Genomic DNA, 23,431 nt, shown 5'->3' with positions numbered 1-23,431 from the left:
TTAGTCTGAACGCTCCATTAGTGGTCTGTAACCAGCCAGCCAAGGGTAATCCTCTTCTATGGAAAAACGACGCCGCAGCTTCTCTTTGTCGCTTAGTGTACGTCCCCCCGGCAAGACTCCCAGCTGAATGAGACGGTCAGGCAGCGTGTCAGGCCATATGCCAAGTCCGGAAATATTAAGCATGTATTTGTAATGCAGATAGGGAGAATTCGCGATCGATTGAAGAATACGGGGACGAATGCGGCTGATTCCCGGGAAGGTGTAGGAATAGGCGAGCGCTGACAGATGACTGAGTCCTGATATATACTCCGCTCTTGGGCGGCGGACGCTGTCATACTCATTCAGAGCGCTGCCCAGCGGCAGGTTCTCTTTATACAGATAGACGAGCAGCTGTCCCAATATATCAGCATCCTGAATGGCCATGTTCATGCCCTCACCAGCCATCGGGTGGACATTATGGGCGGCATCCCCTATGATCGCAATATTGCTCTCAACATACCGGCCTGCCTGGTGGCGAAAAGGAATCATCAGCTGGATTTCCTTCCAGCTTTGGATCTCTTCTACACAGCCCTCCATGGGTGGGTAAAGCTCCCGGTAAGCCTGGTAAAAGCTTTCTAAGCCGCTGGAGCGCATCGGTTTAAATTCATCTGGCCGGATTAGATAGACGGTCCTGACGCGTTTATCCGGCAGAGGGAACAACCCGAGGAAACGGCTGCCTTGAGACAGAATCGTAGCCTCGGTCAGCTCAGGCGGCTTCCGGAAGGAGACGGTCAGGAAGTGATGATTGTAATCTGTCCGGTTCATCTTAACGTCCATGGTCTCCCGGACGGGGGACACCCTCCCCTCAGCGCCTACGAAAACATCAGCTTCAACACGCAGCTGCTCATCCGGTGTCTTCACGAATGCTGCCCGGGCTCGCCCGCTCTCATCCCGTTCCAAGCCGGTCACATGTCCCGGCTGCAGCATCGTAAAGCAGGGGCATTTGAGCGCCTCTTCCATTAAGAGACCCTTCAGCTTCTCATGCGGATGCATGAGAGCAAAGTCATAAGGGGGTAGAAGCACGCTATAGTCCATCACCGCATCCCGGCTGTCTGAACCTGCGGAGACATACAGTTCTTTAAGCCGCATGGTACGGACCTTGAAGCTGGTTTTCTCAAGGGGACGAAGCGCACCCAGCTGATCCAGTATCTGCAGACTCTTGGGCTGAAGCAGCTCTCCCTTGTACATCAAGCCCTCCCCTCGTTTCTTCTCCGCTACGATGACATTGATTCCGTGTCTTGAAAGAAGAAGACCAAGCGTAAGACCTGCAATGCCGCCACCTGAAATAAATACCTGGCAGCGCATGGCATCCCTCCTCTCTTGCGACTTGGTCGCTTCCCGTGATAACCCTTAATAACGCAAATGGCTGATTGTGAAACATATATTGTACAAACTTTGTATAAGGTTATAGCGATATTAAAAAGCCCGACCGGGCGAGCTGGTCGGGCTGACGAACGATAATCATACTAAGTGTTTACGAGGTTTAGGAGCTAGCGGGCCCGGCAGTGACCGACTCGCTGTTTTCAAGGTCTACATATTTTCGAATAATGGAAACCTCGACACGGCGGTTCTTGGCCCGTCCCTGAGCGGTCTCGTTAGATTCAATCGGCCTGTATTCCCCGTAGCCAGTCGGACTGATCAGCTTCGGATCAAGCTTGCCGGTTGAGATCAGAATGGACATAAAGTTGATGGCCCGTTTGGCGCTGAGCTCGTAGTTGGATGCGAACTCGTAGGTATTGATCGGCTTGTTATCCGTGTGGCCTGCGACTGTAATCTCGTAGCCCGGATAATCCTTCAGCATCAAGCCGATGGAGACAGCCAGCTCCTTGGCGTCTGATTTTATCGCGGCGCTGCCTGAATCAAACAAGGCATTATCGCTGATGGTAATCATGAGCTGCGACTGGTTAAGCTTCGTTTCCAGCTGAGTCGTCAGACCGTTTTGCTTAATATACTGGTCCAGCTTCTGCTTCAGCTTCTCAAGCTGCTGCTGTTCCTTTTCCCGCAGCTTCTGCTGTTCTTGCTTCGTCAGGTCAGTTGCGCTGTTCCTGCTCTGTGTACTGTCACTGTCCTCGTTACGCTTGGTGCGGTCCTTGCTCGTCATCTGATCGGCGCTTGCCACTACAGCTGACTGGTCAAGCACACCGACGCCGGAGTTGAAGGCAATACTGAACGCCTGGCTCATATCCTGGAATTTCTTCGCATCCGTTGAGCTCATGGCGTAAAGTACGATGAACAGCGCGAGCAGAAGGGTCAGCAGATCCGCGTACGGGATGAGCCAGGATTCGTCTACATGCTCTTCATGATCGTCATGCTTATGCTTTTTGCTCACCAGGCTCACCCTCTCCGGAAGACATCGCCTTACGCTCAGTTGGCGTCAGGAAGACGGACAGCTTCTGGCTGATAGCGATTGTTGACACGCCGGACTGAATGGACAGCAGGCCTTCAACCATCATCAAACGAATTTCGGATTCACGCTTCGACAGGCGCTTCAGCTTGTTGGCAATTGGATGCCAAAGAACATAACCGGTGAAAATACCGAGCAGGGTAGCGATGAAAGCACCCGCGATGGCATGGGCGAGTTTGTTCATATCACTCATATCTGCAAGAGCGGCGACCAAGCCGACAACGGCCCCGAGAACACCGAGGGTAGGAGCGTACGTACCCGCCTGTGTGAAGAGGAGCGCCCCTACTTTATGGCGGTCTTCTGTTGCCGAAATTTCCTCAAGCAGCACATCACGAACAAAATCCTGATCATTGCCGTCAATAATCATCCGCATACCGCTGCGAAGAAAATCATCCTCGATTTCCTCAACCTTTGCTTCCAGAGCGAGAAGGCCCTCACGGCGGGTAACAGATGCCCAGTCCATGAACATGCGGACCAGGGCATCCTTTTTCGGCAACTGCTGTTCTTTGAAGATCAAGCCAAGCAGCTTTGGAAACTTCGCAAATTCAGACATCGGAAACCCGATGAGCAGTGAAGCGGCAGTACCGACCAGGATGATCATAAACGCTGCGGGATTAAGCAGCTGGGCGACTGATGCTCCTTTAAGAATCATACCGCCTACGACGGCAATAAGGCCTAGGACAATACCAATAACAGTTGACTTCTCCATAAGTACACCCCATATTTCATGAAAATGATTGATTTTGTGCAATAGACGTCAAAAAAACAAGATATTCGACAATGCCACTACTGTATTTATCGTCAAAACCTTGGAGAATATTAGAGTAAGCGAGATAGAAAAGGACGGTTAACTCAATTTTTTTACTATAATAGTGGTAACGAAAGGCGTAGAATGGATAGAAAGCGTTTCATCAAGCTTCAGAGAGGGGATATGCAGATGGGTGTCCGGCATGCGAGGGAATACAAGGAAATACTAGAGGACTTGACCGAGGCGGTTAGCGGGATAGCTGACAGCTACACGTTCTTTGATATGACGGCAGAGGAGTGGGAAGTCTTAGGACCTGATGAGCGCGGGGAAGTGATGGAGGCGCTTGCTGATGATGTATTCTACGGTCTCGGGGAGGAACCCACTATTGCGGTTGGTTCGGGGCATGTTACGTATCATGCTAAGCGTCATGTAATTGAGGTTTCGGTTGATGGCACGGAAATCCGACTGGTCCGGCTGATCTGACGGCCGCTTAACCAGACTATACTGTTAGGGGGCGCCCCGGCTTCAGGCCGAGGGCGTTTATTGGCGTTCGTGCATGCGGGCATAAGGAGGCGCTTAAACGGACGGTTCCTGGTAAATCATGCAGAAAAATTCACCTGTGCCAGCAGGAGTGGGACGACAATAGCGGTCTGTAATTTCGAATCCGGCCTTCTGGTAAGCCTTAACGGCCCGCTTGTTCCACGTCAGGACCTCGAGATCCACTTCATCCTCCGGTGCCCGCCTGAATGCTTCCTTAATGAGAAGGGAAACAACAGCCGGGCCAAGGCCTTGACTGCATAAGGTGGGACGAAGGCCGAGGCCGAGACGGGTGACACCAAGCAACGGGAAAAATTGTGCGTACCCGGTTAATTCGTGATTCGCATCCAGAATTGCGGTATACTGCCTCTCACGGATTACCGGATCACCAAACTCAATGCCCTGCTGCTGCATTAGCTCCCAGGAGGGCCAGTTAAACAAGTCATAAGGCGGTTCATAACGCCAGCTGCACAGCTCCCTGCCATACTCTTCAGAGAGGGGAGCAAGATACAGCCCGGCTGCATAGGAAGGTGGATGTACGTTGGAATGTACCAAGATGGGCCTCCTGATGGTGTGGTTACTTAATGGGATGAAGTCATTATAACAAAATGGCCTGTGGCATGTTAAAATAAGAGCGGTCTTACAGATAACAAGCGTTCGTAAGATAACGAATTTTTTCAAGCTTGATTAGACAGCTGGAACAGGAGCAGATATGAATAAATTGATATGGATAGGATGCCTGTCTTATCTTGTGATCGGGATGGCCCATGTCGTAGGCGGCGCAGTATTGGAGCCGATGATGGACCATTATGGATTAGGTTATCAAGATGGCGGACAGTGGATCATGAACCAGTTCCTCGGCTTCCTGGCGGGCGTGCTTGCAGCGCCGTATCTGACCCGCTGGATCGGAAGAAGGAACACAGTACTGGCTGCAATGGGGAGTCTGACGGCCGCAGAGGCGGCATACAGCCTCCTCCCGCCTTGGGGACTGATGCTTAGTATAGCACCGATTGCAGGCTTTGGATTTGGGCTGACGGAAGCGGTGCTTGGCGCTATTATTATTGAATTCGTGGTGGAACGGAAGGCGTCCGCAATGACCCGGCTCGAAACCTTCTTCGGGCTTGGAGCGCTTGCCATGCCTTCAGTCGCCGCTCTGCTAATTGGGGAGGGGATATGGCAGATGGCTTTCCCTGTGGTGACAGCGATGGCCGGCATTACCACCCTGATCTGGCTAACCATGTCCTTTGGGCAGGCGGATGACATGCTTGCACACACAACACCTAAGATTACGGAAAGCACAGCACCCAGGGCCCGCTACAGCCTCTCGGCTCTGCCTCTGCTCACTATGGGGGTTGCTTACTTCGTCCTCTATGTCGGCATGGAGATGAGCGTGTCCAACTATCTTCCCTCGATTATGAAGGAACGTGCAGGTATGGGGGAAGCGGCAGCAGCGTCTACACTGAGCTTGTTCTGGGGATTAATGGTCATTGGACGGTTATTCTCCGGCCGCCTGGCGGACTGGAGCGGGTATATCCGGTATCTGGCTGTTTCTACAGGGGTGGGTGCCGGCTTGCTGGCACTGCTTGCTGTAACGGGCAGCACCAGTATCAGTCTAATATGGATCGGGTTGAGCGGGCTTGTCTGGTCAGGTGTGTTCGCTATTGGTCTACTGTATATTAATGAGAAGCTGCCCGGCATGACCGAACGAACGACGAGCTTGCTAGTAGCAGCCGGGGGCCTTGGCGGGGCGGCTATGCCCCGAATCACCGGCTGGTTCCTGGATCGTTACAGCGCGGGCAGCACGATATGGATGCTTGCCGCGGTATCGGCCGTCATGCTGCTGCTGCTGGCATGGATGGCAGTGGAGGCCCGCCGGTTGAGAGGGAAAACAGTGGAGACTTAGTCTTAAGGGATGACGCTCTTACCCGGCGGGCCGGTTTTGTTGGCGGTTTCCCGCATGTTCTCGCACTACCTCACCTTCGGCCCGCGGGACAGGAAGCGTGATGATGAATGTCTTGCCTTCCTGCAGCGGGCCGTCCACTATGCGAATACGGCCCTTGTGGATGCCTACTATCTTCTGAACGATGGACAGACCGAGGCCGCTGCCTTCCCTGGTCCGGTCTCTGGCCTCATCCACCTTGTAGAACCGTTCAAATATACGCGGTTTATCTTTCTCTGCGATACGTGCGCCGCTATCATAAAAGCGGGTCTCCAGTTGATCTTCTTGAATCCGGACCGCTATACGGATTGCCCCGCCCGGGGGCGTAAACTTGATGGCATTGGACATCAGGTTGGACCATACCTGGCTCAACAGCTCCTTATCTGCCTGGATAATGGCCTTACTTGCCGACATTTCCACATTCAATCCCTTCTGGGACCATACCGGTTCAAAGGCAAGTACAGTCCGGCGAATCTGCTCGGCAACGTCGAAAGGAACCGGCGACAGGGCCAGCTTGTCGGAATCCAGCGCCGCAAGCCGGAGCAGGTTATCGCTGAGCTTGGACAGGCGGTCGCTCTCCTGCCCGATAATCTGGAGGGCGCGCTGCTGCTCGGAAGCATCAAGCGCTCCCTCCAGCAGCATCTGCGTGAAGCCTTTGATTGAAGTAAGCGGCGACTGAAACTCATGGGAAACATTGGCTACGAAGGCCTGCCGCTCCTGGTCCAGCTGCCCGAGCTCTGAAGCCATATGGTTGATGGATGCAGACAGCGCCCCCATCTCGTCCTGCCGGTCAGTGGGAAGACGAATGCCGAAATTACCCCCGGCAATCTCTCCCGCGGCAGTAGTAACGGCCTTAACAGGCTTAACCAGATGTCTTCCGGCGGCCAACATGAGCCCTCCGCCAACGAGCAGCACAATCGCAAGAATGAAGGCAATCTCGCTGAAGCCCGAGATCTCCTCCTGATCCGGAAGCACCTTCAGCTCGTAGTCATTGCCATTGATGCTCCATATTGTGCTGTAGGCAACCTCGCAGTCGCATAACAGACCAAGTGACTCGTTCTCCCTCCAGTTGAATCTCTGCTCACTATCTTCACGGCCGGTTAACTGGAGGGATACGCGTACGGAGGCAAGCTGTGCGGCAGATTCCAGGAATGAGGCTATATTTTGCGGCCGGGTCTGCTCGTAGAGCTGTACAATAACCGCTGCTGAGCGCTTCAAGCTGTTCGCCTCCTCTTCATATCCGGAGTTCCAGAACAGCACGACAGCAGAAGCAAAGCCAATTCCTACACTGATTAAGACAGCCGCGCAATAATAGAGGACAATTCGAGTATACAACGACTTAATCATGCTGTACCTCCAGCTTGTAGCCCAGGCCGCGTACGGTTACGATTTCAAGGCGGGAAGCGTAACTGCAGAGGCGTTCCCGCAATCTTTTTACATGCACATCGACAGTACGCTCATCCCCTTCGTAATCCAGGCCCCATACCTGCTGGATCAGCTGCTCCCGAGTCAAGGTCCGGTTCGGATGGGAAGCGAGCAGGGTTAGAAGCTCGAATTCTTTGGGCGGCAGAATCATGTTCGTTCCATCGATGCTGACCGTACGGTCGGCGTTTAGATACAGCGCCCCCACCTCAATAACACAGCTCTTATCCAGCTGAAATCTGCGCAGCAGAGCTTTCATCCGGTACCGAAGCTCAGTAGGATCGAAGGGCTTTACAACATAGTCATCCGTTCCCGCCTGGAAGCCCTTGACCTTATCTGTGTTTGTTCCCTTGGCAGTTAGGAGAAGGATGGGGATGTCATAATACCGTTTGAGCTCACGGCACACCTCCAGCCCATCTATCCCGGGCATCATGACATCGACAATCGCGATATCGATACGCTGTGCGGAGGCGATCCGCAAGGCATCGGTTCCGCTGCCTGCTTCAGAGAGCTCATAACGGTCCTGGCGCAGCGTCATCCGGATGAGCTCCCTGATATGCGGGTCATCATCGGCTATTAATACACTCGTCATTCCGTTCTCCTCCTTCAAAGGATAATCCACAGCGTGCAGCAGAGCCTCAGGAGCAATCTTAAGCAATCTGAAGCATTCCCAACCATTATAACCAGGACTTTACAGGTGTCGCTAGTATCAGGAGCTTGGTACAGTATCGATATTCTTCACATGACGGTCAAAGAATATCAGCAGCTCGTTATTTATGGAGCGCATCAGCCCCGTATCCTTCCGGCCCAGCAAAGGGGTGTACAGTCCCATGTCGGAGAAGGTCATGTGGTCCGCACCAGCGATTGTTCGCTCCACCCCATCGTTCTGGAGTAAACCGGCCTTCCTTCGCCTTAGCTCCTCTGCAATCGCCCAATACTGCTCGACAGAAGCGAGCCCGTATTCAGCGGGTTCGGTTGCAATCTCTGGAGGCAGTTCCTTGTCTGCGAAGAGGTCCGAGTCGGCGGTCTGCATATAAAGGAATGGGCCGGGCAAACCATTCGTGATTTCCTCGCCAAAAGGAAAACCGTCCATATTCACGCCTGCCAGAATGCCGATCTCGGGGAAGGCATGCATAACCTGTGCGGCGGCTGCACCGCCAAAGGAGTGGCCATACATTCCGAGACGTTGTAAATCCAGTTTGCCCGTCAGCAGACCGAGCGGGTCCTGTCCGTTTACTTCTTGAAGCTTGCTAATCGCAAATCCCGCATCCTGCACCAATGTCCGTATCTCCCTCTCCATCGCTGCCCAGTCAAACCCTGCACCATCCAGATCCCTCTGTCCCTCGGTTACCTGTCCGTCGGGTGCGAGTGTAGGAAACATTGTGTAGTAAGGATGTTCAATAGCAGCGACGATATAGCCATGACTGGCAAGCTGCTCGGTTTGGGTGGTATACATAAAGTTAGACATTCCGTAGCCCGGTGAGAATAGGAGTACGGGATACTTCTCTTCTTCACCAGAAACCGGGGCTTGAAGGTAGGCGTGTGTCTCGGTATGTGAGATGCTGTTCAATAATACGCGAAGCTCTAGAGGCAGGGATTTGCTTACACGGCTCAACTGTTCGGGCGGGTAAGCGTATGGCGCTCGCTCTGCATTCTGCAGCCGTTCCGCCGGATACCATACCCTGAGTGCGATACTCCTTTTATCAGAGGGATCGGGGGTGAAGGCTTCACTGCGGCTGGGGTCGGTCCAGTAATAGCTTGCCGTGCCAACGGCATAGGGGCCGCTAGGCTGCTCCAGAATAACAAGCGGCAGCAGGTAAAGGGGGACGAATAGCGCAACAGCTGCGGTGATTATCCCGGTTAGTCCCAGTATTATACGTCTGGAGAGCGAAACATCACCAAAGGGGTGCAGACTTTTACTTTTGACTAATGCGGACAAGCAGCCAATCACACTTCCTGCAAACCATACATAAAGCGGGATCATCTGCAGGCGCGCCCCTTCGAAAAGAAGGTGAATTACGCCCATGATGGTGCCGCTTAAAGCGACAGCGGGTATCCAGGGCTTCCTTGGCCACAGCTTGAAGCAATATCCGAGCAGCAGGAGCCCGGCGGCTGCGAACAAGCAGATTTCAAATGGCTTCATATTCATAATTCCTCCCAGTCTTAATGTTGTTATAAGACTCAGGCTATCAGAGGTATATGAACGGAAGATGAACGAAGTGCGGCCAGAACATGCGGATATAAATCAAGCCCGCCTGCAGCAAATGAGCTGCAGGCGGGCTTGGTGCCGCATTTATGGGCGAACGGCCGATTCTACCTTGCCGTTCTGGACTAACGATACAGCAAACAGGTGGAAAACTTCATAGCCGCCAGGGACCGTTTCGATTTCTTCCTCGTCGAAGGAGCTTGGGTAGCTTGTAAACATGTCTTCATAGAAGAGACAGATCATAATTTTGTTGTTCGGGAAGCTCTTGGCTGCTGATCTGCCGAGGTTATCCATCCACTGCTCATATGCAGCGTGGTTAGAATCGAAATATCGATTGTAGGCTGCGTAGTCATCTGCATCCAGAACATTAAAGACTACGACAGTACCGTCCTCTACATAGGAGATCCATTTGCCCAGCTGGATTGAGCCGCTCGGCGTAGGGAACAAAGTCGCCGAGCTGTTCAAGGTGCTCACCATTGAACGGGCTACGTTATCGGGAGTCTCGGAGGAGCCGGTAGAGCTGGCCGGCACAGCAGCTGCCAGTGAGGACAGCGGAGTTGTTGTCAGCTGGGCATAGCGCATTCCCTTGGTTAGTTCAAGCATGCCTGCAGCTTCTCTAATGTCAATAGCAAAGTTAAGGCTGGCATTGCTGTCAATGCCGCTCGCCGTAATACCAACAAGTTGTCCCTTCTGGTTGAAGAGAGCGCCACCGGAGCTGCCGTGATCAATCGGCACGCTGATTTGAATCAGCTTGACATTATCTTCCGTTGTTCTAAAGCTGCTAACCAAGCCTTCAGCGACGGTGTTCTGCATACCCATTGGGCTGCCGATCGCTACGACCTTCTCACCCTTGGACAAGTCAGAAGGATTACCGATGGTCACCGTGGTGGCCTGAAATGTGTTGGATGTAATCTTGATAAGGGCTAAATCACGGGTGGTGTCATGCGCAATAACACCTTCAATGTCAAAGTATCTGCCGTTAGTATCAACCACGCGTCCGGACACGCTTCCCTCAATGACATGGTGGTTGGTAATAAATACACCTTCACCGAGATATACGCCGCTGCCCTGGCCTTTTTCCATCTCGATCATAACTACCTTGCTGTCGTTTAGCTTGGTGATCTGCTGGGTATTCAGAGTTCCTGCAGCTGCAGTCGAAGCAGGTGGAGTGGTTGTTTGGCCTGGTTCTGCCGAGACATAATCCTCATCACTCTGGGAATCAACATATATCGAACCTGCCGCCTTATCCGCCGATACACTGTATCCAGTGGATTCACCTACGAATCTCACAGGTATGTAGGTCGTATTGTTAATAAGGGTGGGTGCTACTGGAAGCATTGCTGCCGTACCATTAACGCTTGCTTTCTTATTGCCGATCGTGAGCGTGATGACCGTCCCTGATTTTTTGGCTTTGACCGTCTTGGACTTGCCATCATATTGGAAGCCGAAGCCCATGGCGGACAGAACCGGCTTGAATGGTACGAGAGTGGTACCATTACGGACAATACCATTCGAGGTAGCGAGTGCACCGTCCACGTACACTTTGTATTTGGTTGCTGCAGCTTGTACGCTTGCTGCGCTACCGAACAACAGGATGACTGATAGTAGAGCGGCGAAATACTTTTTCAATTTGGATTCCAGCACCTTTCCTTCAACTGATGTATGAAAAATATGAGTCTGTACGACCTGTCTCCCAAGGGTCCGAGTCCTTCCGACAGTCAGAATTCGCCAGCTGTACCGGCTTCAGGTACAAGTCTACTAACCCATTATAGTTCATAAGTAGCAAGTTGTGGGAACGTTATTGATAAATATTTGCTTAAGCTCTGTTTGACAATGAGAATCTTTATCAACTAGAATATGGATACTACTAGTCTTTTATTAGGAGGGCGTGCTTTGTTCATTCAAACAAGGTCGATTATCGTTGAAAAAGGGTTTGCCGATCAGGTCGTGGAGCGATTCAGCTCAGAAGGTGCGATAGATGCGATGGAAGGGCTTGTTGACCGCAGTGTGATGGTGAACCGCTTGAACAAGGAGCAGGAGGAAGTGCTGGTTATGATCAGGTGGGAGTCGGAAGAAGCCTGGAAGAATTGGGAGAAGAGTGATGCCCATATTCAAGGGCACCGGGATAACAGAGGTAAGCCGAAGCCTGAGTTTGTTATCAGCAGTTCGGTGAACATGTATCATGTGAAGACGGTGCGGCCTGGCAAGGCGGCCGGTACGGTATAAAACAGAGGATTGTCCAGCCGGTATCAAGAGAGCCGGTGGGCAATCCTTCTTTATTTAATAGAATAGATTTCAATTAAGGAATGCTTGTCTCAGCCTGTACGGGAGGACGTTTGCCGTTTTTCAGCTCACGGATTGAATAACCAAAGTCCATTTGAAGGTGTGGGTAATCCCGGAAGCTTGCCCAGTCGCCTCCCCAGGTAAACCCCAGCTCCTTGGCAATGCTGACAACTTCCATCCAATCCGATTCTCCATTGCCATTGCCATCGTATTCTAAGTCCCAGATGACATTCCCGTCATCTGTCCGCAAAGCGAAATCGATTGCCAACCCATAGTTATGGTAGGATTCCCCGCCTTTAGCGTGAGTGACGATAGGCCCATCGTCGCTTCTTCCCTGGCGGTACAGAGCATCTTGCTCTTCCTTGCTCCTAAAGCCGTCCGTGATAAGAATGGTAATTCCGGCCTTCCCGGTGAGACGTATGAGCTCATTTTGCTTGGCTGCCACAATGGGGTGAAGTCCGGTAACAGGTGAAATGTCACGGACAGAATTCTCGGGCTCCAGGAATTCCGGGATGGGAAGCTTGTTCCAATATATGATGAACCCGAGCGTAATAAGAAGCAGAAGCAGGGTGTTTCGCCTTGAGCGCCGCTTAACACGCCGTAAGTTCCTTTCATGGTCTGCGGGATAGGGGGCAGGGAACTCGTGTGCGCTTCGGGTTACCATGATATCCTGTCGGTTAGGCTTCATATCCTTATGCTCAGTCCTTGTGTGTATAATCTACCGCCTGTAGGGTGGAAAAGTCTCTTGCCTATTATAGAACATGCCGAGGGCAGGGTAACCCGCCCCAGGGCGGTAACAGGCCCGGACTTAAGTCCGGGCCTCGGCCTACTTATATGAATGGATTACATTTTCTGTACTGTTCTACAGGTCTTGCAGAGAAATAACTTCCCCCGAATGAGCCAATACACCATAGTCGGAGTCGAGTTTACCGCATAATCTGTATCTGCGAAGTTCAAAGTCGTAAACATACACTGGATCAAGGCGAAGCTTATCGTGCAGCCTACTGCAGGCTGTCTCCAGACTCAGCGGCTCATCATAGTCGGCCGGTTCATAATCGTTATAGAGGTCCAGGAAGGAGAGAGTATCCATCCAGTTAACAACCTCCATAGAGACACGGTCAATGTGAACAATCATCTTGATGCCGGGAAAGCGCCAGTCATCCGGCACCTTAAGCTTGGCAATCACATAGCCATGCCGGACGGAGAGGGAAACCATGTTCCATCTGCCGGAGTCTTCCGGGTACTTGCTCCGCAGGAGGCCAAGTACGGCGTGCTTAGCCAGCTCCCGCTCTTCCGGAGTCAGTGAACGCATGTCGGGATCGGGCTCCCGTTCCAGTACCTGTTCGACCGTAACAGGGTGACGGGTGAGGTTGAGCGGGCGCCGTTCATAGGGATGCTCAAGCGGCGTCTCCCATTCCATTCGCTCATTGACGTCACATCGTGCGGCTTCATCAATGTCGGTCCGGATAGGGATAAGTGTTTTCCGGTCTTGTGCTATATACACTTCTTCGAGGCCGTAAACGGCAAGCCATTTTCTCGTTTTGTTGGCCGGTACAGTCAGCCGCCGGAGCTGTCCTGCTGCGATTTGCTGCACTTCCCCATCGAGCGTCAGCGTGAATGGCTCGGGAGTGATTTCTTCAGCGGCCGCAAAGCGCCCGTGACGGCTGTATAAGACGAGCTTACCAGTCTGGTCAAGCTTCAAATCGATTCTGGCTTGCGGGGAAATGGGAATTCCCTCATAGCAAGCGGAGAATTGATACTCATTGCCGGTCTGCTTGCTCAGGCAGAACTGTTTCCGGTACTGGAGCCCTGTCTCTTGTTCAATCCAGGCGGCTGCCGCTTCCGCATTCCCGGTTTCAATAATTGGCCCGCTGCTGAGTGAGACGCCGCCCACGTACAGAATTTTGGTAAACTGCATCGCAGCCAGATCCAGCTCGATAATAGCTGTGCCGGGAGGATTGTAACCATCCTTGGACCGTCCGTCACGCTCAATGGGGAACCACTCCATTTCCAGTGTGTACAGTGTTTCGGAAAGGAAGTTATGACTGCGTCTGATGGCACAAGCATGCAGCTTATAAGCGGACAAATCAATTCGGCTTTCAGTATAAGCAATCCATTCCATCATCTTCTTTTCCATGAGTGGACCTCCATTAGTTAGTAACCGGTTACATCGAAAATAGGGTGAACGCGAATCCGTACCTGTATTTCAATGCCTGCTTGAATCTATTCTTTATATTATATCATTCCTGTCCGGTCTGGGCTACAACCCCCCGCTGCATACCCGAAATATGCTGGGAGAGCAGAAGAGTCTAAGCAAGAATGGTATAGCCGGCATAGTATAAGGTAAACAGAGGAGACAGGTGGGATCAGTAATGAGAGCGAGGCCGGTCGGGTATCAACGGACGAAGACAGGTGTCAGCCTGGTGGTCTTTATTATTGTTATAATCAGCTTCTTGGCTGGTATTGGCAGAGGTCCGGAACTGGAGACGCCAATCTTAATTGGTTAAAAGGGGGCGATTGCAGTGGCGGTTCGCAGAGACAGATCAGCCGGCAGCCAAACGGCTGGTAACGGAAACCCGCTTCCCCGCACAAAGTTAACCCCGCAGCAGATCGCGATTGCTTTCGGCTTGTTATCGAATGCGCTCACGGTAAATTCTGTGCTGATGGATCGTGACCGTAACCTGCAGTTTGTTGTCACAGGCCGCTTAGCCAATCTCGAGCTGTTCTTCAAGGATATTGGCGTTTCGAAGAATGACATCTTAAAGATGTTTGATTAGATGAGGTTGGGTTGGCCGGGGAAGATAGCAGAATGAAGCGGGACAGCTTGTCGGCCTGCTTCATTTTGGCAGTTTAAGGGGATTGAACAAATCTGTTTGAAGATCTTGGAAGCTATACCTGTTAAATAGGACAAGCCTGGGTTGATGTATTCGACAAAATACGATAAAATTCTTAGTTGTAGTCTCTTGCACATGGAGATTGCGGTGGCAGTGACAGCGTCATGATAACGAGGCACGCAGCATAAACGTTCAGATAAGAAGGGAGGGCAGTGGCCGGGAAGGGCGCACGGGTCCGTGATATTTTCTATAGCATGTAAGGATTTGTGCCTCATAACCAATATGCATGATTTTGTTTACAAATCTGAAACAAATATCTGTCATATGCCTTGTAATATAGCGGTATTCAGTATACAATATAAAATATTTTTCAGTTTACTTTCTTTTACAAAGTCGTATTCGAAAGGGAGGTGTCATGCTACTTAACATATACATGACACGTTTTGAAGAAGGGGTATTATGCCAGCTTCTATAAAGAGAATTACAAATTGACTAACGGAGGGTTCCCATGAACAAGCGCAAAAAAACAGGATCCATTATGCTGGCACTGGTCATTTCGGTCAGCATGCTGCTGTCCGCCTGCTCGAACAACGGCGGCAACACTGGCGGTAATAACACTGGCGGCACGAACACGCCAACTAACGAAGCACAAAACAACACGTCTGGTGAAGCAGGACTTGCCGCAGAGCAGATTTTCCGTATGAACCTGCATGCCGAACCGCCGACACTTGATCCGGGTATGAGCCAGGACAACACATCCGGTACCGTTCTGAATGCAGTGATGGAAGGTCTTACCACGGTTGATAAAGACGGAAACGTTCAGCCTGGTATGGCTGAGAAGTGGGAAGTATCTGAAGACAACCTGACTTACACGTTCACAATTCGTGACGGCGCTACATGGAGCACAGGCGAGCCTGTGACCGCTCATGATTTCGAGTTTGCATGGAAGCGTGTCCTTGATCCAACTAAAGAAACTCCGGCTCCATACGCTTACCAGCTGTACTACCTGAAGAATGCTGAAGCATACAACACCGAAGAGATCAAAGACGCAAGCCAAGTAGGCGTTAAAGCACAGGACGACAAGACACTTGTTGTTGAACTGCATTCGCCGACAGCTTACTTCCTGAACCTGCTCAGCTTCTATACTTACTACCCTGTTAACAAGGCAGTAGTTGAAGCTAATCCTAAGTTTGCAGCAGAAGCGGCTACGCATTCCACGAACGGTCCTTTCCTTCTGACGGAGTGGAGCCACAACGAATCGCTGCTGCTGACGAAGAATCCGAACTACTACAATGCTGACAAGATTCACTTCACAGAAGTGCGCATGTCCATCATTGGCGATGGCAATACCGAACTCAGCATGTACGAGACAGGCGATCTGGACTGGGCTGGTCGTCCAACAGGCGAAATTCCGACTGATATGCTTCCAACACTGAAGGCAGATCCGGAAGCTAACCTGCAGATCCAGGGTATTGCGAGCACGTACTACTTTAACTTTAATACCACAAAAGAGCCATTTGATAACGTGAATATTCGTAAAGCACTGGCAATGGCGATTGACAGAAAAGCAATTGTTGAGAAAGTAACACTGGGTGAACAAATCCCGGCGTTCGGTTTTGTGCCTTACGGTATCAAAGGCGAGAACGATACGTACCGTAATGAAGTGAAAGACAGCTACTTCACGGAAGACGTAGAACAAGCCAAGGCATTGTTGGCTAAAGGTATGGAAGAAAAGGGCCTGAGCAAGCTGCCTGCAATTACGGTTACTCATAACGAGGGTGAAGGCCACAAGAAAATTGCTACAGCAATAGCTGATATGTGGAAGAAGAACCTTGGCGTTGAAGTAAATGTACAATCCCAGGAGTGGGGCGTATTCCTTACCAACCGTACGAACCTGAACTATGACATTGCGCGCGCTGGCTGGGGCGCTGACTACAATGATCCGATGACATTCCTTGACATGTGGATCACGGGCGGCGGCAACAACGATACAGGCTTCGCAAACGCTGAATATGACGGACTGATCAAGAAAGCACAAACATCTGCTGATCCAGCTGAACGTATGGCAGCAATGGCTGCTGCAGAGAAGATTCTGATGGACGAAATGCCAATCCTGCCGATCTACTATTACACGGGCATCTGGATGCAGAAGCCTTATGTACAGGGCGTATGGATTGACTACTCTGGTGAAATCAGATTCAACTACGGTTCTATTGCCGAGCATTAATTAAATCAGGTTGTCGTTCTTAAAGCCGTCAGGCCATAGGTAACGGTGAAGTGGGATATTTATGGATTACCATAAGTATCCCATTTTCTCCGTTCATGCGCTGCAGGGGCGAATGGCAGCTTGACGCAAGTTCAAACTTTATCCGGAGATGATGCAGATGGTCCGTTTTATAGCGACTAAGCTGATGTACGTGCTGCTTACGCTGTTCCTGCTCGCTACAGTGACCTTCTTTATGATGAAGGCCATACCTGGTGATCCCTTCATGGGCGAGAAGAAGCTCCCGCCGGCAATTTATAATAATATGATAGCCAAATATGGCTTCGATCAGCCGGTTTGGAAGCAATATTTAACGTATATGAACAATTTGCTGCACCTTGATCTTGGAGAGTCAATGAAAAGTGCTAACCGTACGGTTAACAATATCATTCAAAACTCCTTCCCGAACTCCGCTAAGCTGGGCCTCGTAGCGATCATCGTATCTGTTATTGTTGGTATAGCTCTCGGTGTTATTGCAGCTCTCTACCACCGCGGATTAATTGATGCTCTTGCAACGATAGTTGCCGTGCTCGGTGTATCAATCCCGAGCTTTGTCTTGGCGCCGCTTATGCAGTATTTCTTCGCGGTTAAGCTGGGCTGGTTCCATGTGGCTGGTCTGAAGGAGCCGCTCGATTATGTTATGCCGGTCATTGCGTTATCGGCACTGCCAATCGCCTTTATTGCACGTTTGACGCGTTCTAACATGGTCGAAGTTATGAATTCCGATTATATCAAGACTGCTAAGTCGAAGGGTCTTTCCAAGGCTATCATTATAAACCGGCATGCTCTGAGAAATGCTATTCTGCCGGTTGTTACCTATCTTGGTCCGATGACGGCAAACATTGTTACCGGATCGGTCGTTATTGAAAAAATATTTGGTATTGCGGGTATTGGCAAGTATTTTGTGGAAAGTGTATCAAACCGCGATTATACCTTGATTATGGGTCTTACTTTGTTCTATGCGTTCATCCTGATTATGGCGCGCTTCCTGACGGATATCGCATACGCTGCTATTGACCCGCGCATCAAGCTGAACAGCCGGGGAGGTGGCTCGTAAAGATGTCTAATCTGAATGTGACTAAGAACAATGAGGAGCAGCATGAAGCCGCTTCGAATGACCGGCATCAGCATCTGAATCTGAAGCCGGAAGACTTCCGCAAAATTGATACCTCGGGCTTGAACGCCGAAGTCATTTCCCGTGAGAGCGTCTCGGTTTGGCGGGACGCGATGGAGCGGGTTGTAAGCAATAAGCTGGCGATGATATGTCTGTTTATATTGCTTGCTATTACTGTCATGTCTTTTATTGGACCGTATCTTACTCCTTATGATTATGAAACGAATGATCTGATGAACACGAACCAACCGCCGTCCAAGGAGCATTGGTTCGGTACGGATGATCTTGGCCGGGATATGTTTGAACGTACCTGGATGGGGGCATCCATCTCCCTGCGCGTAGGTTTGTTCGCTGCCTTGATTGACCTTGTGATTGGTATTATCTACGGTGGTATTATGGGTTACTTTGGCGGACGGGTAGATGAGATTATGAATCGGGCTGCTGAGATTCTGTATTCTATTCCAACACTGCTAATCGTTATTCTGCTAGTAGTTGTCATGGAGCCGAGCTTGTTTACGATTGTTCTGGCAATTGGTATAACCGGTTGGGTTAACATGGCATGGATTGTCCGCGGTCAGGTTATGCAGCTGAAGAACCAGGAATATGTTCTGGCATCCCGCTCACTTGGTGCAAGCGCAAGCCGGATTATCTTCCGCCACCTGATCCCGAATGCAATGGGCCCGATTATTGTTACGCTGACTCTTACAGTGCCGAGTGCAATCTTCGCGGAAGCGTTCCTGAGCTTCCTTGGCCTTGGTGTTCAATCGCCGGCTGCTTCATGGGGTACCATGATCGAAGATGCGCGAAGCGCTATGAAGGTATTCCCTTGGCGTATTTTCTTCCCTGCCTTGTTTATCAGCTTGACGATGTTAGCATTCAACATTTTTGGCGACGCGCTTCGTGATGCGTTCGATCCAAAATTGAAGCGGTAGGAGGGAGAGTTCCATGAAATCTGACAATAAACTGCGTAACAGCAGCATAGGGCAGACGAATGCCCAGCCTCTGCTTGAGGTAGAGGATTTGCACGTCTCCTTTGATGTACGGGGAGGCGAAGTGCAGGCTGTTCGCGGTGTAAATATGGTTATTAATAAGGGCGAGGTAGTCGGAATCGTCGGCGAGTCAGGCTGCGGCAAGAGTGTTACCGCGCAGACGCTGATGCGCCTAATTCCTTCGCCGCCAAGCCGTGTGAAGAAGGGTTCAATCCGCTTCGCCGGTGAAGATGTATTGAAGAAGTCGGAGAAGGAGATGCAGCAGCTTCGCGGCGGCCGCATGGGCATGATCTTCCAGGATCCGATGACGTCTCTCAACCCGACGATGACAGTCGGCCGGCAAATTACGGAGAACTTGATTCGTCACCGCAATATGTCGATGAAGGAGGCTCATAAGCGTGGAGTAGAGATGCTTAACCTGGTTGGCATTCCGCTTGCGGAAACCCGGATGAAGCAGTACCCGCATGAGTTCTCTGGCGGCATGCGCCAGCGTGTCATGATCGCAATCGCGCTTGCCTGTGATCCCGAGCTGCTGATTGCCGACGAACCGACAACAGCACTCGACGTTACGATTCAGGCACAGATTCTTGAAGTCATGAAGGAGCTGCGTAACCGTCTGAATACATCGATCATGCTGATCACCCACGACCTCGGTATCGTTGCTGACGTCTGTGATAAGGTTATCGTCATGTACGCCGGCCAGGTTGCTGAGACCGGTACAGTGCATGAGATCTTCAATAATCCGAAGCATCCGTATACGCAGGGTCTTCTGGAATCCATTCCAAGATTGGACGATGACAAGAGCCAGCCGCTTGTTCCGATCCCGGGCACTCCGCCGGATCTGATCAAGCCGCCTACAGGATGTGCGTTCGCTGCACGGTGCAAATATACGATGGATATCTGCACGCGCGTGGATCCAGGCCTGTTTGAATGCAGCTCAACACAGTCGGCTCGCTGCTGGCTGAATCATGAGATGGCCAAGGAGGTGCACGCATGAGCAGTTCACTGAACAAGAACAAGCCGTTGATTGAGGTCAACAACCTCAGCAAGCTGTTTCGTGTTGGCAAAGGCCGTACACTGAAAGCCGTCAATGATGTCAGCTTCTTCATTCGCGAAGGTGAAACACTGGGGATGGTAGGCGAGTCCGGCTGTGGTAAATCCACGGTAGGACGTACACTGCTTCGTCTGTATGAACCGTCCGGAGGAGAAGTGAAGTTTGAAGGCAAGGATATCTACAAGCTGTCTCCCTCAGAGATGAAGGCAATCCGGCGCGACATGCAGATGATCTTCCAGGATCCATACGCATCGCTCAACCCGAGGCTGACGGTTAATGATATTATTGGCGAGGCACTGGATATTCATAATCTTGCCAAGAACCGTACTGAGCGCAAAGCTAGAGTGGCCGAGCTCCTGCAACTCGTCGGGCTGAATGCCGAGCATGCCAACCGCTATCCGCATGAGTTCTCCGGCGGCCAGCGTCAACGGATTGGTATTGCCCGCGCGCTTGCTGTTAATCCGAAGTTTATCGTCTGCGATGAGCCGATCTCAGCGCTTGACGTGTCAATTCAAGCACAGGTTGTCAATCTGCTCAAGGAGCTTCAGCGCAAGATGGGTTTGACGTATCTGTTTATCGCGCATGACCTGTCGATGGTAAAGTATATCAGCGACCGCGTAGCTGTCATGTATCTGGGTAAGCTGGTAGAGCTTGCGGAGAGCGAAACGCTCTATGACGAGCCGCTGCATCCTTATACACGCGCTCTGCTGTCGGCCGTTCCGATTCCGGACCCTGATTCCGAGACACAGAAGCGGAGAATTGTTATCAAAGGTGACCTGCCGAGCGCGATTGATCCGCCTAGCGGTTGTCCGTTCCGTACCCGCTGTCCGCTCGCCAAAGAGGTATGTGCGAAGGAAATGCCACCGCTGATCGAGCATCGGCCTGGGCATTATGCGGCCTGTCACTTTGCAGGGGAGCCGCTGCCGAGCCAAGAAGGTATTGTATCCGCTGGATAGACTTCTAACCCTAATATGGTTTGAATATACAATTAACTACCACAGCCCGCTCGTGGAATCTCGCTAGAGATTTCACAGGCGGGCTGTGGTTTTTTATGTGCCGTACGGGGCAACTGTCATTGACACAGTTAGGAGTGGTGTATATATTATATATATACACTAAATACGGTTAGCGTGGTGATGTATGAATATTATTATTTCGAATGCGTCCGGAGAACCGATCTATCTGCAGATCGTGACGCAGCTCAGAAGCGCCATCTTAAATGGCACATTAAGTCCTGGTCAGGGGCTGCCCTCCATCCGCCAGCTGGCCAAGGATCTCCAGATCAGTGTCATTACAACGAAGAGAGCTTATGAAGAGCTGGAAAAGGAGGGGCTAGTTGACTCGGTAATCGGCAAAGGCTCTTTCGTATCCGGTGCTAGCTCTGCTCAAATCCGCGAGCAGCGGATCAGGCTAATGGAAGAGAAAATGCGGGAGATCGTGAAGGAGGCAAAGGGTCTCGATATGGGACTGGATCAATTGCTGAGCCGTTTCGGTCAGCTGTATAGCGACGAGGGGAGTGAATGGTTATGAATCAGGACGAGAATGTAATTGAGCTTGACGGGTTGTCCAAATCATACTCGCGGTTTAAGCTGGAACCGATCACAATGTCAATTAAGCAGGGATATATTACGGGCTTGGTGGGGCCTAACGGAGCAGGCAAGAGTACGCTGATTAAGCTTCTGTTGGGTATGGCTGTACCGGATCGCGGCGAGGTGAGGATATTTGGGCGGAGGATGCCGGAGAGGGAACAGGAGATTAAGGAAAGGATCGGCTATGTTTCGGATGAAAGCCATTATTATGAGCATCTCTCAATAGGAGCCATGAAGAATGTGCTGGCGCCCTTTTACAGCTGCTGGGATGAGCAGCAGTACCGGCAGCTTCTAGACCGCTTTGAACTTCATCCTAAAGCCAGGATTCGCAGTCTATCCAAGGGTATGAAGATGAAGCTTTCACTCGTATTTGCACTGTCTCATCATGCGGACCTGCTTATTATGGATGAACCGACGGCAGGGCTAGACCCGGTATTCAGGCGTGAGCTGCTGGATATGCTGGCGGATTTCATTCAGGAGGATACCAGAAGCATTGTTTTCTCTACCCATGTGACAACCGATTTGGACCGGATAGCTGACTATATTGCCTTTGTAGATAAGGGCAGGCTGGTGTTCTGCGATTCTAAGGAAGAGATATTCGAGCGTTATGCACTGATCAAAGCCGATAGGTCTCTCCTCGACCGGGATACACGCGGCACATTGATTGGTATTCGTGAGACATCTGTGGGCTTTGAGGGACTGTCAGCAAACAGGGAGGAAGCGGAGCGCCTGTTCGGCGGCTTTGCCCGCATTGAAATTCCAACGCTGGAGGACATCATGTTCTATACAGCAAAAGGGAGGTCCGGTGCCCGTGTTTAACCTGATCCGCAAGGATATGCTGGTCGTCCGGTTTTATTATCTGTTCATTGTCCTGTATGCTATCTTCTTTGGATTTATTATGAATAATGAAGCCTCCACAATACTTGTGGGTGCACTGTCAGCAATCATGCTGGTAATGTTCTCTGTCAGTCTTGAAACGAAGAGCAAGAGTATCCTGTTTATCGGCAGCCTGCCGGTTAAGCGGAAGCAGATTGTCCAAGCCAAGTACGCCGTCGTTATCGTCTTCCTGATTATCGGCTTATTCATGAGCCTGCTTGTGCATCTGGTCAGTCTGTATGTGCTGGATAACCCGGTAGAGTGGACCTGGATGCAAGCTTCCCTTACAACAGGGATAGTCCTGTTGTTCGCTTCCCTCTTCTTCCCGGTTTATTATTGGCTGGGTGACCGGGCAGCACAGGTCGTTTCCCTTCTCGCTATCTTCCTCGCTGTATCGGTGATCGTCGGCATGAGCGGTGTTATGAGTGAAATGACATTTGGGCTCCCGTTGGACACCGGATCTCCGGCAGCCGTGCTGTCGGTTATCGTTGGGGGAACGCTGCTGCTGTTTGTGATATCATACGGGTTGTCTCAGTCGCTCTTTCGGAAGAAGGATATGGCAGGGTAAGCTCTTCTAAAAGGGAAAGCCGGGCTTATTCGCCCGGCTCTGACCTGCCAACAAACTTACAGGCCGCTGCTCTGGAACAGCTCAATGATCTCCCCGTCAGGTCCTTTGAAGAAGGCAATACGGACAGGCTCGCTGCCAAGCATGACATCGGTCGGCTCCATGGTGACTTCCATACCGGCATCCCGTGCCAGCTCAAGGGCATTGTCTACATTGCTGCTGCGCAGAGCTATATGTAGAAAAGCCCCTTCTGGCTTTTGTCCTTCAGCCCCGCCAGCAAAGATCTCCAAATAGTTGCCGTCACCAGTATCCAGCATCACAGCGCGGCTTGTACCCTCACCCCAGCGAACACGCTCCTCAAAACCCAATATCTCGGTATAGAACCGCACGGATGCATCAAAATCATATACGCGGATTGCTACATGATGAAATCCGCCCCCGCCAATCTTCGAATTATGTCCCATCTCTAACTCCTCGCTTTCCCTTCAAAATATCTTTCTTTAAACGAGTATAAACCGCCTATTCATAAATAACAAAAGGTCGTAATGCCATGCGGCCGTCATCTCGGG

General features: G+C 51.2%; 24 protein-coding genes. 13 read left to right on the top strand and 11 right to left on the bottom strand.

Features of this window, described 5'->3' with window-relative positions; genetic code table 11:
• From L1N82_RS19825 to motA, 3 genes are all read right to left on the bottom strand, one after another.
• Entirely contained in the window at positions 1–1,344 is a 1,344-nt protein-coding gene (locus tag L1N82_RS19825; RefSeq protein WP_235289196.1) for an FAD-dependent oxidoreductase, read from the bottom strand.
• 178 nt (positions 1,345–1,522) lie between these two features.
• Positions 1,523–2,368 (bottom strand): flagellar motor protein MotB, encoded by an 846-nt coding sequence (locus tag L1N82_RS19820; RefSeq protein ID WP_235289195.1) that lies wholly within the window; start codon positions 2,366–2,368, stop codon positions 1,523–1,525.
• Positions 2,352–3,152, bottom strand: coding sequence for a flagellar motor stator protein MotA (gene motA / locus L1N82_RS19815; protein WP_235289194.1), 801 nt, complete (start codon positions 3,150–3,152; stop codon positions 2,352–2,354). Before motA ends, L1N82_RS19820 begins: the two co-directional genes overlap by 17 nt.
• A gap of 183 nt (positions 3,153–3,335) precedes the next feature.
• Between motA and L1N82_RS19810 the strand changes: the two genes are divergently transcribed.
• Complete coding sequence (locus L1N82_RS19810) at positions 3,336–3,674, top strand: hypothetical protein (RefSeq protein ID WP_407946788.1); 339 nt, start codon at positions 3,336–3,338, stop codon at positions 3,672–3,674.
• Between the two features lie 93 nt (positions 3,675–3,767).
• Here the strand turns inward: L1N82_RS19810 and L1N82_RS19805 are convergent, their stop codons facing one another.
• A complete protein-coding gene (locus L1N82_RS19805; RefSeq protein ID WP_235289193.1) occupies positions 3,768–4,283 on the bottom strand; it encodes a GNAT family N-acetyltransferase in 516 nt (171 codons plus the stop codon).
• A 157-nt stretch (positions 4,284–4,440) separates the two neighbouring features.
• Between L1N82_RS19805 and L1N82_RS19800 the strand changes: the two genes are divergently transcribed.
• Complete coding sequence (locus L1N82_RS19800; protein WP_235289192.1) at positions 4,441–5,631, top strand: MFS transporter; 1,191 nt, start codon at positions 4,441–4,443, stop codon at positions 5,629–5,631.
• 18 nt (positions 5,632–5,649) lie between these two features.
• Here the strand turns inward: L1N82_RS19800 and L1N82_RS19795 are convergent, their stop codons facing one another.
• The 4 genes from L1N82_RS19795 to L1N82_RS19780 form a co-directional block, all read right to left on the bottom strand.
• Positions 5,650–7,014, bottom strand: coding sequence for a sensor histidine kinase (locus tag L1N82_RS19795; RefSeq protein WP_235289191.1), 1,365 nt, complete (start codon positions 7,012–7,014; stop codon positions 5,650–5,652).
• Positions 7,007–7,681, bottom strand: a complete 675-nt coding sequence (locus L1N82_RS19790) for a response regulator transcription factor (protein ID WP_235289190.1) — start codon at positions 7,679–7,681, stop codon at positions 7,007–7,009. Before L1N82_RS19790 ends, L1N82_RS19795 begins: the two co-directional genes overlap by 8 nt.
• 117 nt (positions 7,682–7,798) lie before the next feature.
• Positions 7,799–9,232: an alpha/beta hydrolase family protein gene (locus tag L1N82_RS19785; protein WP_235289189.1), complete on the bottom strand. Its 1,434-nt coding sequence runs from the start codon at positions 9,230–9,232 to the stop codon at positions 7,799–7,801.
• 150 nt (positions 9,233–9,382) lie between these two features.
• Positions 9,383–10,924 (bottom strand): stalk domain-containing protein, encoded by a 1,542-nt coding sequence (locus L1N82_RS19780; RefSeq protein WP_235289188.1) that lies wholly within the window; start codon positions 10,922–10,924, stop codon positions 9,383–9,385.
• A 264-nt stretch (positions 10,925–11,188) separates the two neighbouring features.
• Here L1N82_RS19780 and L1N82_RS19775 point away from each other — a divergent pair, with 264 nt between their 5' ends.
• On the top strand, positions 11,189–11,521 hold the full coding sequence (locus tag L1N82_RS19775) for an antibiotic biosynthesis monooxygenase (protein WP_235289187.1): 333 nt from the start codon (positions 11,189–11,191) through the stop codon (positions 11,519–11,521).
• A gap of 73 nt (positions 11,522–11,594) precedes the next feature.
• Here the strand turns inward: L1N82_RS19775 and L1N82_RS19770 are convergent, their stop codons facing one another.
• Together L1N82_RS19770 and L1N82_RS19765 are read right to left on the bottom strand one after the other, a co-directional pair.
• A complete protein-coding gene (locus tag L1N82_RS19770) occupies positions 11,595–12,266 on the bottom strand; it encodes a M15 family metallopeptidase (protein ID WP_235289186.1) in 672 nt (223 codons plus the stop codon).
• A gap of 174 nt (positions 12,267–12,440) precedes the next feature.
• Positions 12,441–13,715 carry a hypothetical protein gene (locus L1N82_RS19765; protein WP_235289185.1) on the bottom strand — a complete coding sequence of 425 codons (1,275 nt, stop codon included), beginning with the start codon at positions 13,713–13,715 and terminating at the stop codon, positions 12,441–12,443.
• A 235-nt stretch (positions 13,716–13,950) separates the two neighbouring features.
• Between L1N82_RS19765 and L1N82_RS23325 the strand changes: the two genes are divergently transcribed.
• The 10 genes from L1N82_RS23325 to L1N82_RS19720 all read left to right on the top strand — a co-directional run bounded on the left by L1N82_RS23325 (position 13,951) and on the right by L1N82_RS19720 (position 22,865).
• Positions 13,951–14,085: a hypothetical protein gene (locus L1N82_RS23325; RefSeq protein ID WP_268822069.1), complete on the top strand. Its 135-nt coding sequence runs from the start codon at positions 13,951–13,953 to the stop codon at positions 14,083–14,085.
• A gap of 15 nt (positions 14,086–14,100) precedes the next feature.
• Positions 14,101–14,355, top strand: a complete 255-nt coding sequence (locus L1N82_RS19760; protein WP_235289184.1) for a hypothetical protein — start codon at positions 14,101–14,103, stop codon at positions 14,353–14,355.
• A gap of 565 nt (positions 14,356–14,920) precedes the next feature.
• Positions 14,921–16,639, top strand: coding sequence for a peptide ABC transporter substrate-binding protein (locus L1N82_RS19755; protein WP_235289183.1), 1,719 nt, complete (start codon positions 14,921–14,923; stop codon positions 16,637–16,639).
• A 157-nt stretch (positions 16,640–16,796) separates the two neighbouring features.
• On the top strand, positions 16,797–17,732 hold the full coding sequence (locus L1N82_RS19750) for an ABC transporter permease (protein ID WP_235289182.1): 936 nt from the start codon (positions 16,797–16,799) through the stop codon (positions 17,730–17,732).
• A gap of 2 nt (positions 17,733–17,734) precedes the next feature.
• Complete coding sequence (locus L1N82_RS19745) at positions 17,735–18,721, top strand: ABC transporter permease (protein ID WP_235289181.1); 987 nt, start codon at positions 17,735–17,737, stop codon at positions 18,719–18,721.
• Positions 18,722–18,734: 13 nt separating this feature from the next.
• Positions 18,735–19,775: an ABC transporter ATP-binding protein gene (locus L1N82_RS19740; protein ID WP_235289180.1), complete on the top strand. Its 1,041-nt coding sequence runs from the start codon at positions 18,735–18,737 to the stop codon at positions 19,773–19,775.
• Positions 19,772–20,788 carry an ABC transporter ATP-binding protein gene (locus L1N82_RS19735; protein WP_235289179.1) on the top strand — a complete coding sequence of 339 codons (1,017 nt, stop codon included), beginning with the start codon at positions 19,772–19,774 and terminating at the stop codon, positions 20,786–20,788. Before L1N82_RS19740 ends, L1N82_RS19735 begins: the two co-directional genes overlap by 4 nt.
• Positions 20,789–20,972: 184 nt before the next feature.
• Positions 20,973–21,362 (top strand): GntR family transcriptional regulator, encoded by a 390-nt coding sequence (locus L1N82_RS19730; RefSeq protein WP_235289178.1) that lies wholly within the window; start codon positions 20,973–20,975, stop codon positions 21,360–21,362.
• The gene (locus tag L1N82_RS19725) at positions 21,359–22,240 is read left to right on the top strand and encodes an ABC transporter ATP-binding protein (protein ID WP_235289177.1); all 882 of its coding nucleotides are present in this window, start codon (positions 21,359–21,361) and stop codon (positions 22,238–22,240) included. The genes L1N82_RS19730 and L1N82_RS19725 overlap by 4 nt, the downstream gene beginning before the upstream one ends.
• Entirely contained in the window at positions 22,233–22,865 is a 633-nt protein-coding gene (locus L1N82_RS19720; RefSeq protein ID WP_235289176.1) for an ABC-2 transporter permease, read from the top strand. The genes L1N82_RS19725 and L1N82_RS19720 overlap by 8 nt, the downstream gene beginning before the upstream one ends.
• A 56-nt stretch (positions 22,866–22,921) precedes the next feature.
• On the opposite strand, the gene L1N82_RS19715 is transcribed toward L1N82_RS19720, so the two are convergent.
• The gene (locus tag L1N82_RS19715) at positions 22,922–23,326 is read right to left on the bottom strand and encodes a VOC family protein (RefSeq protein WP_235289175.1); all 405 of its coding nucleotides are present in this window, start codon (positions 23,324–23,326) and stop codon (positions 22,922–22,924) included.
• Positions 23,327–23,431: the final 105 nt, after the last annotated feature.

Source organism: Paenibacillus tarimensis (assembly GCF_021532315.1).
In the GTDB taxonomy this organism is placed as follows: Bacteria; Bacillota; Bacilli; order Paenibacillales; family Paenibacillaceae; genus Paenibacillus_I; species Paenibacillus_I tarimensis.
Note: the sequence above shows the minus strand (reverse complement) of the source record. Positions and strands in the feature narration are given on the sequence as shown.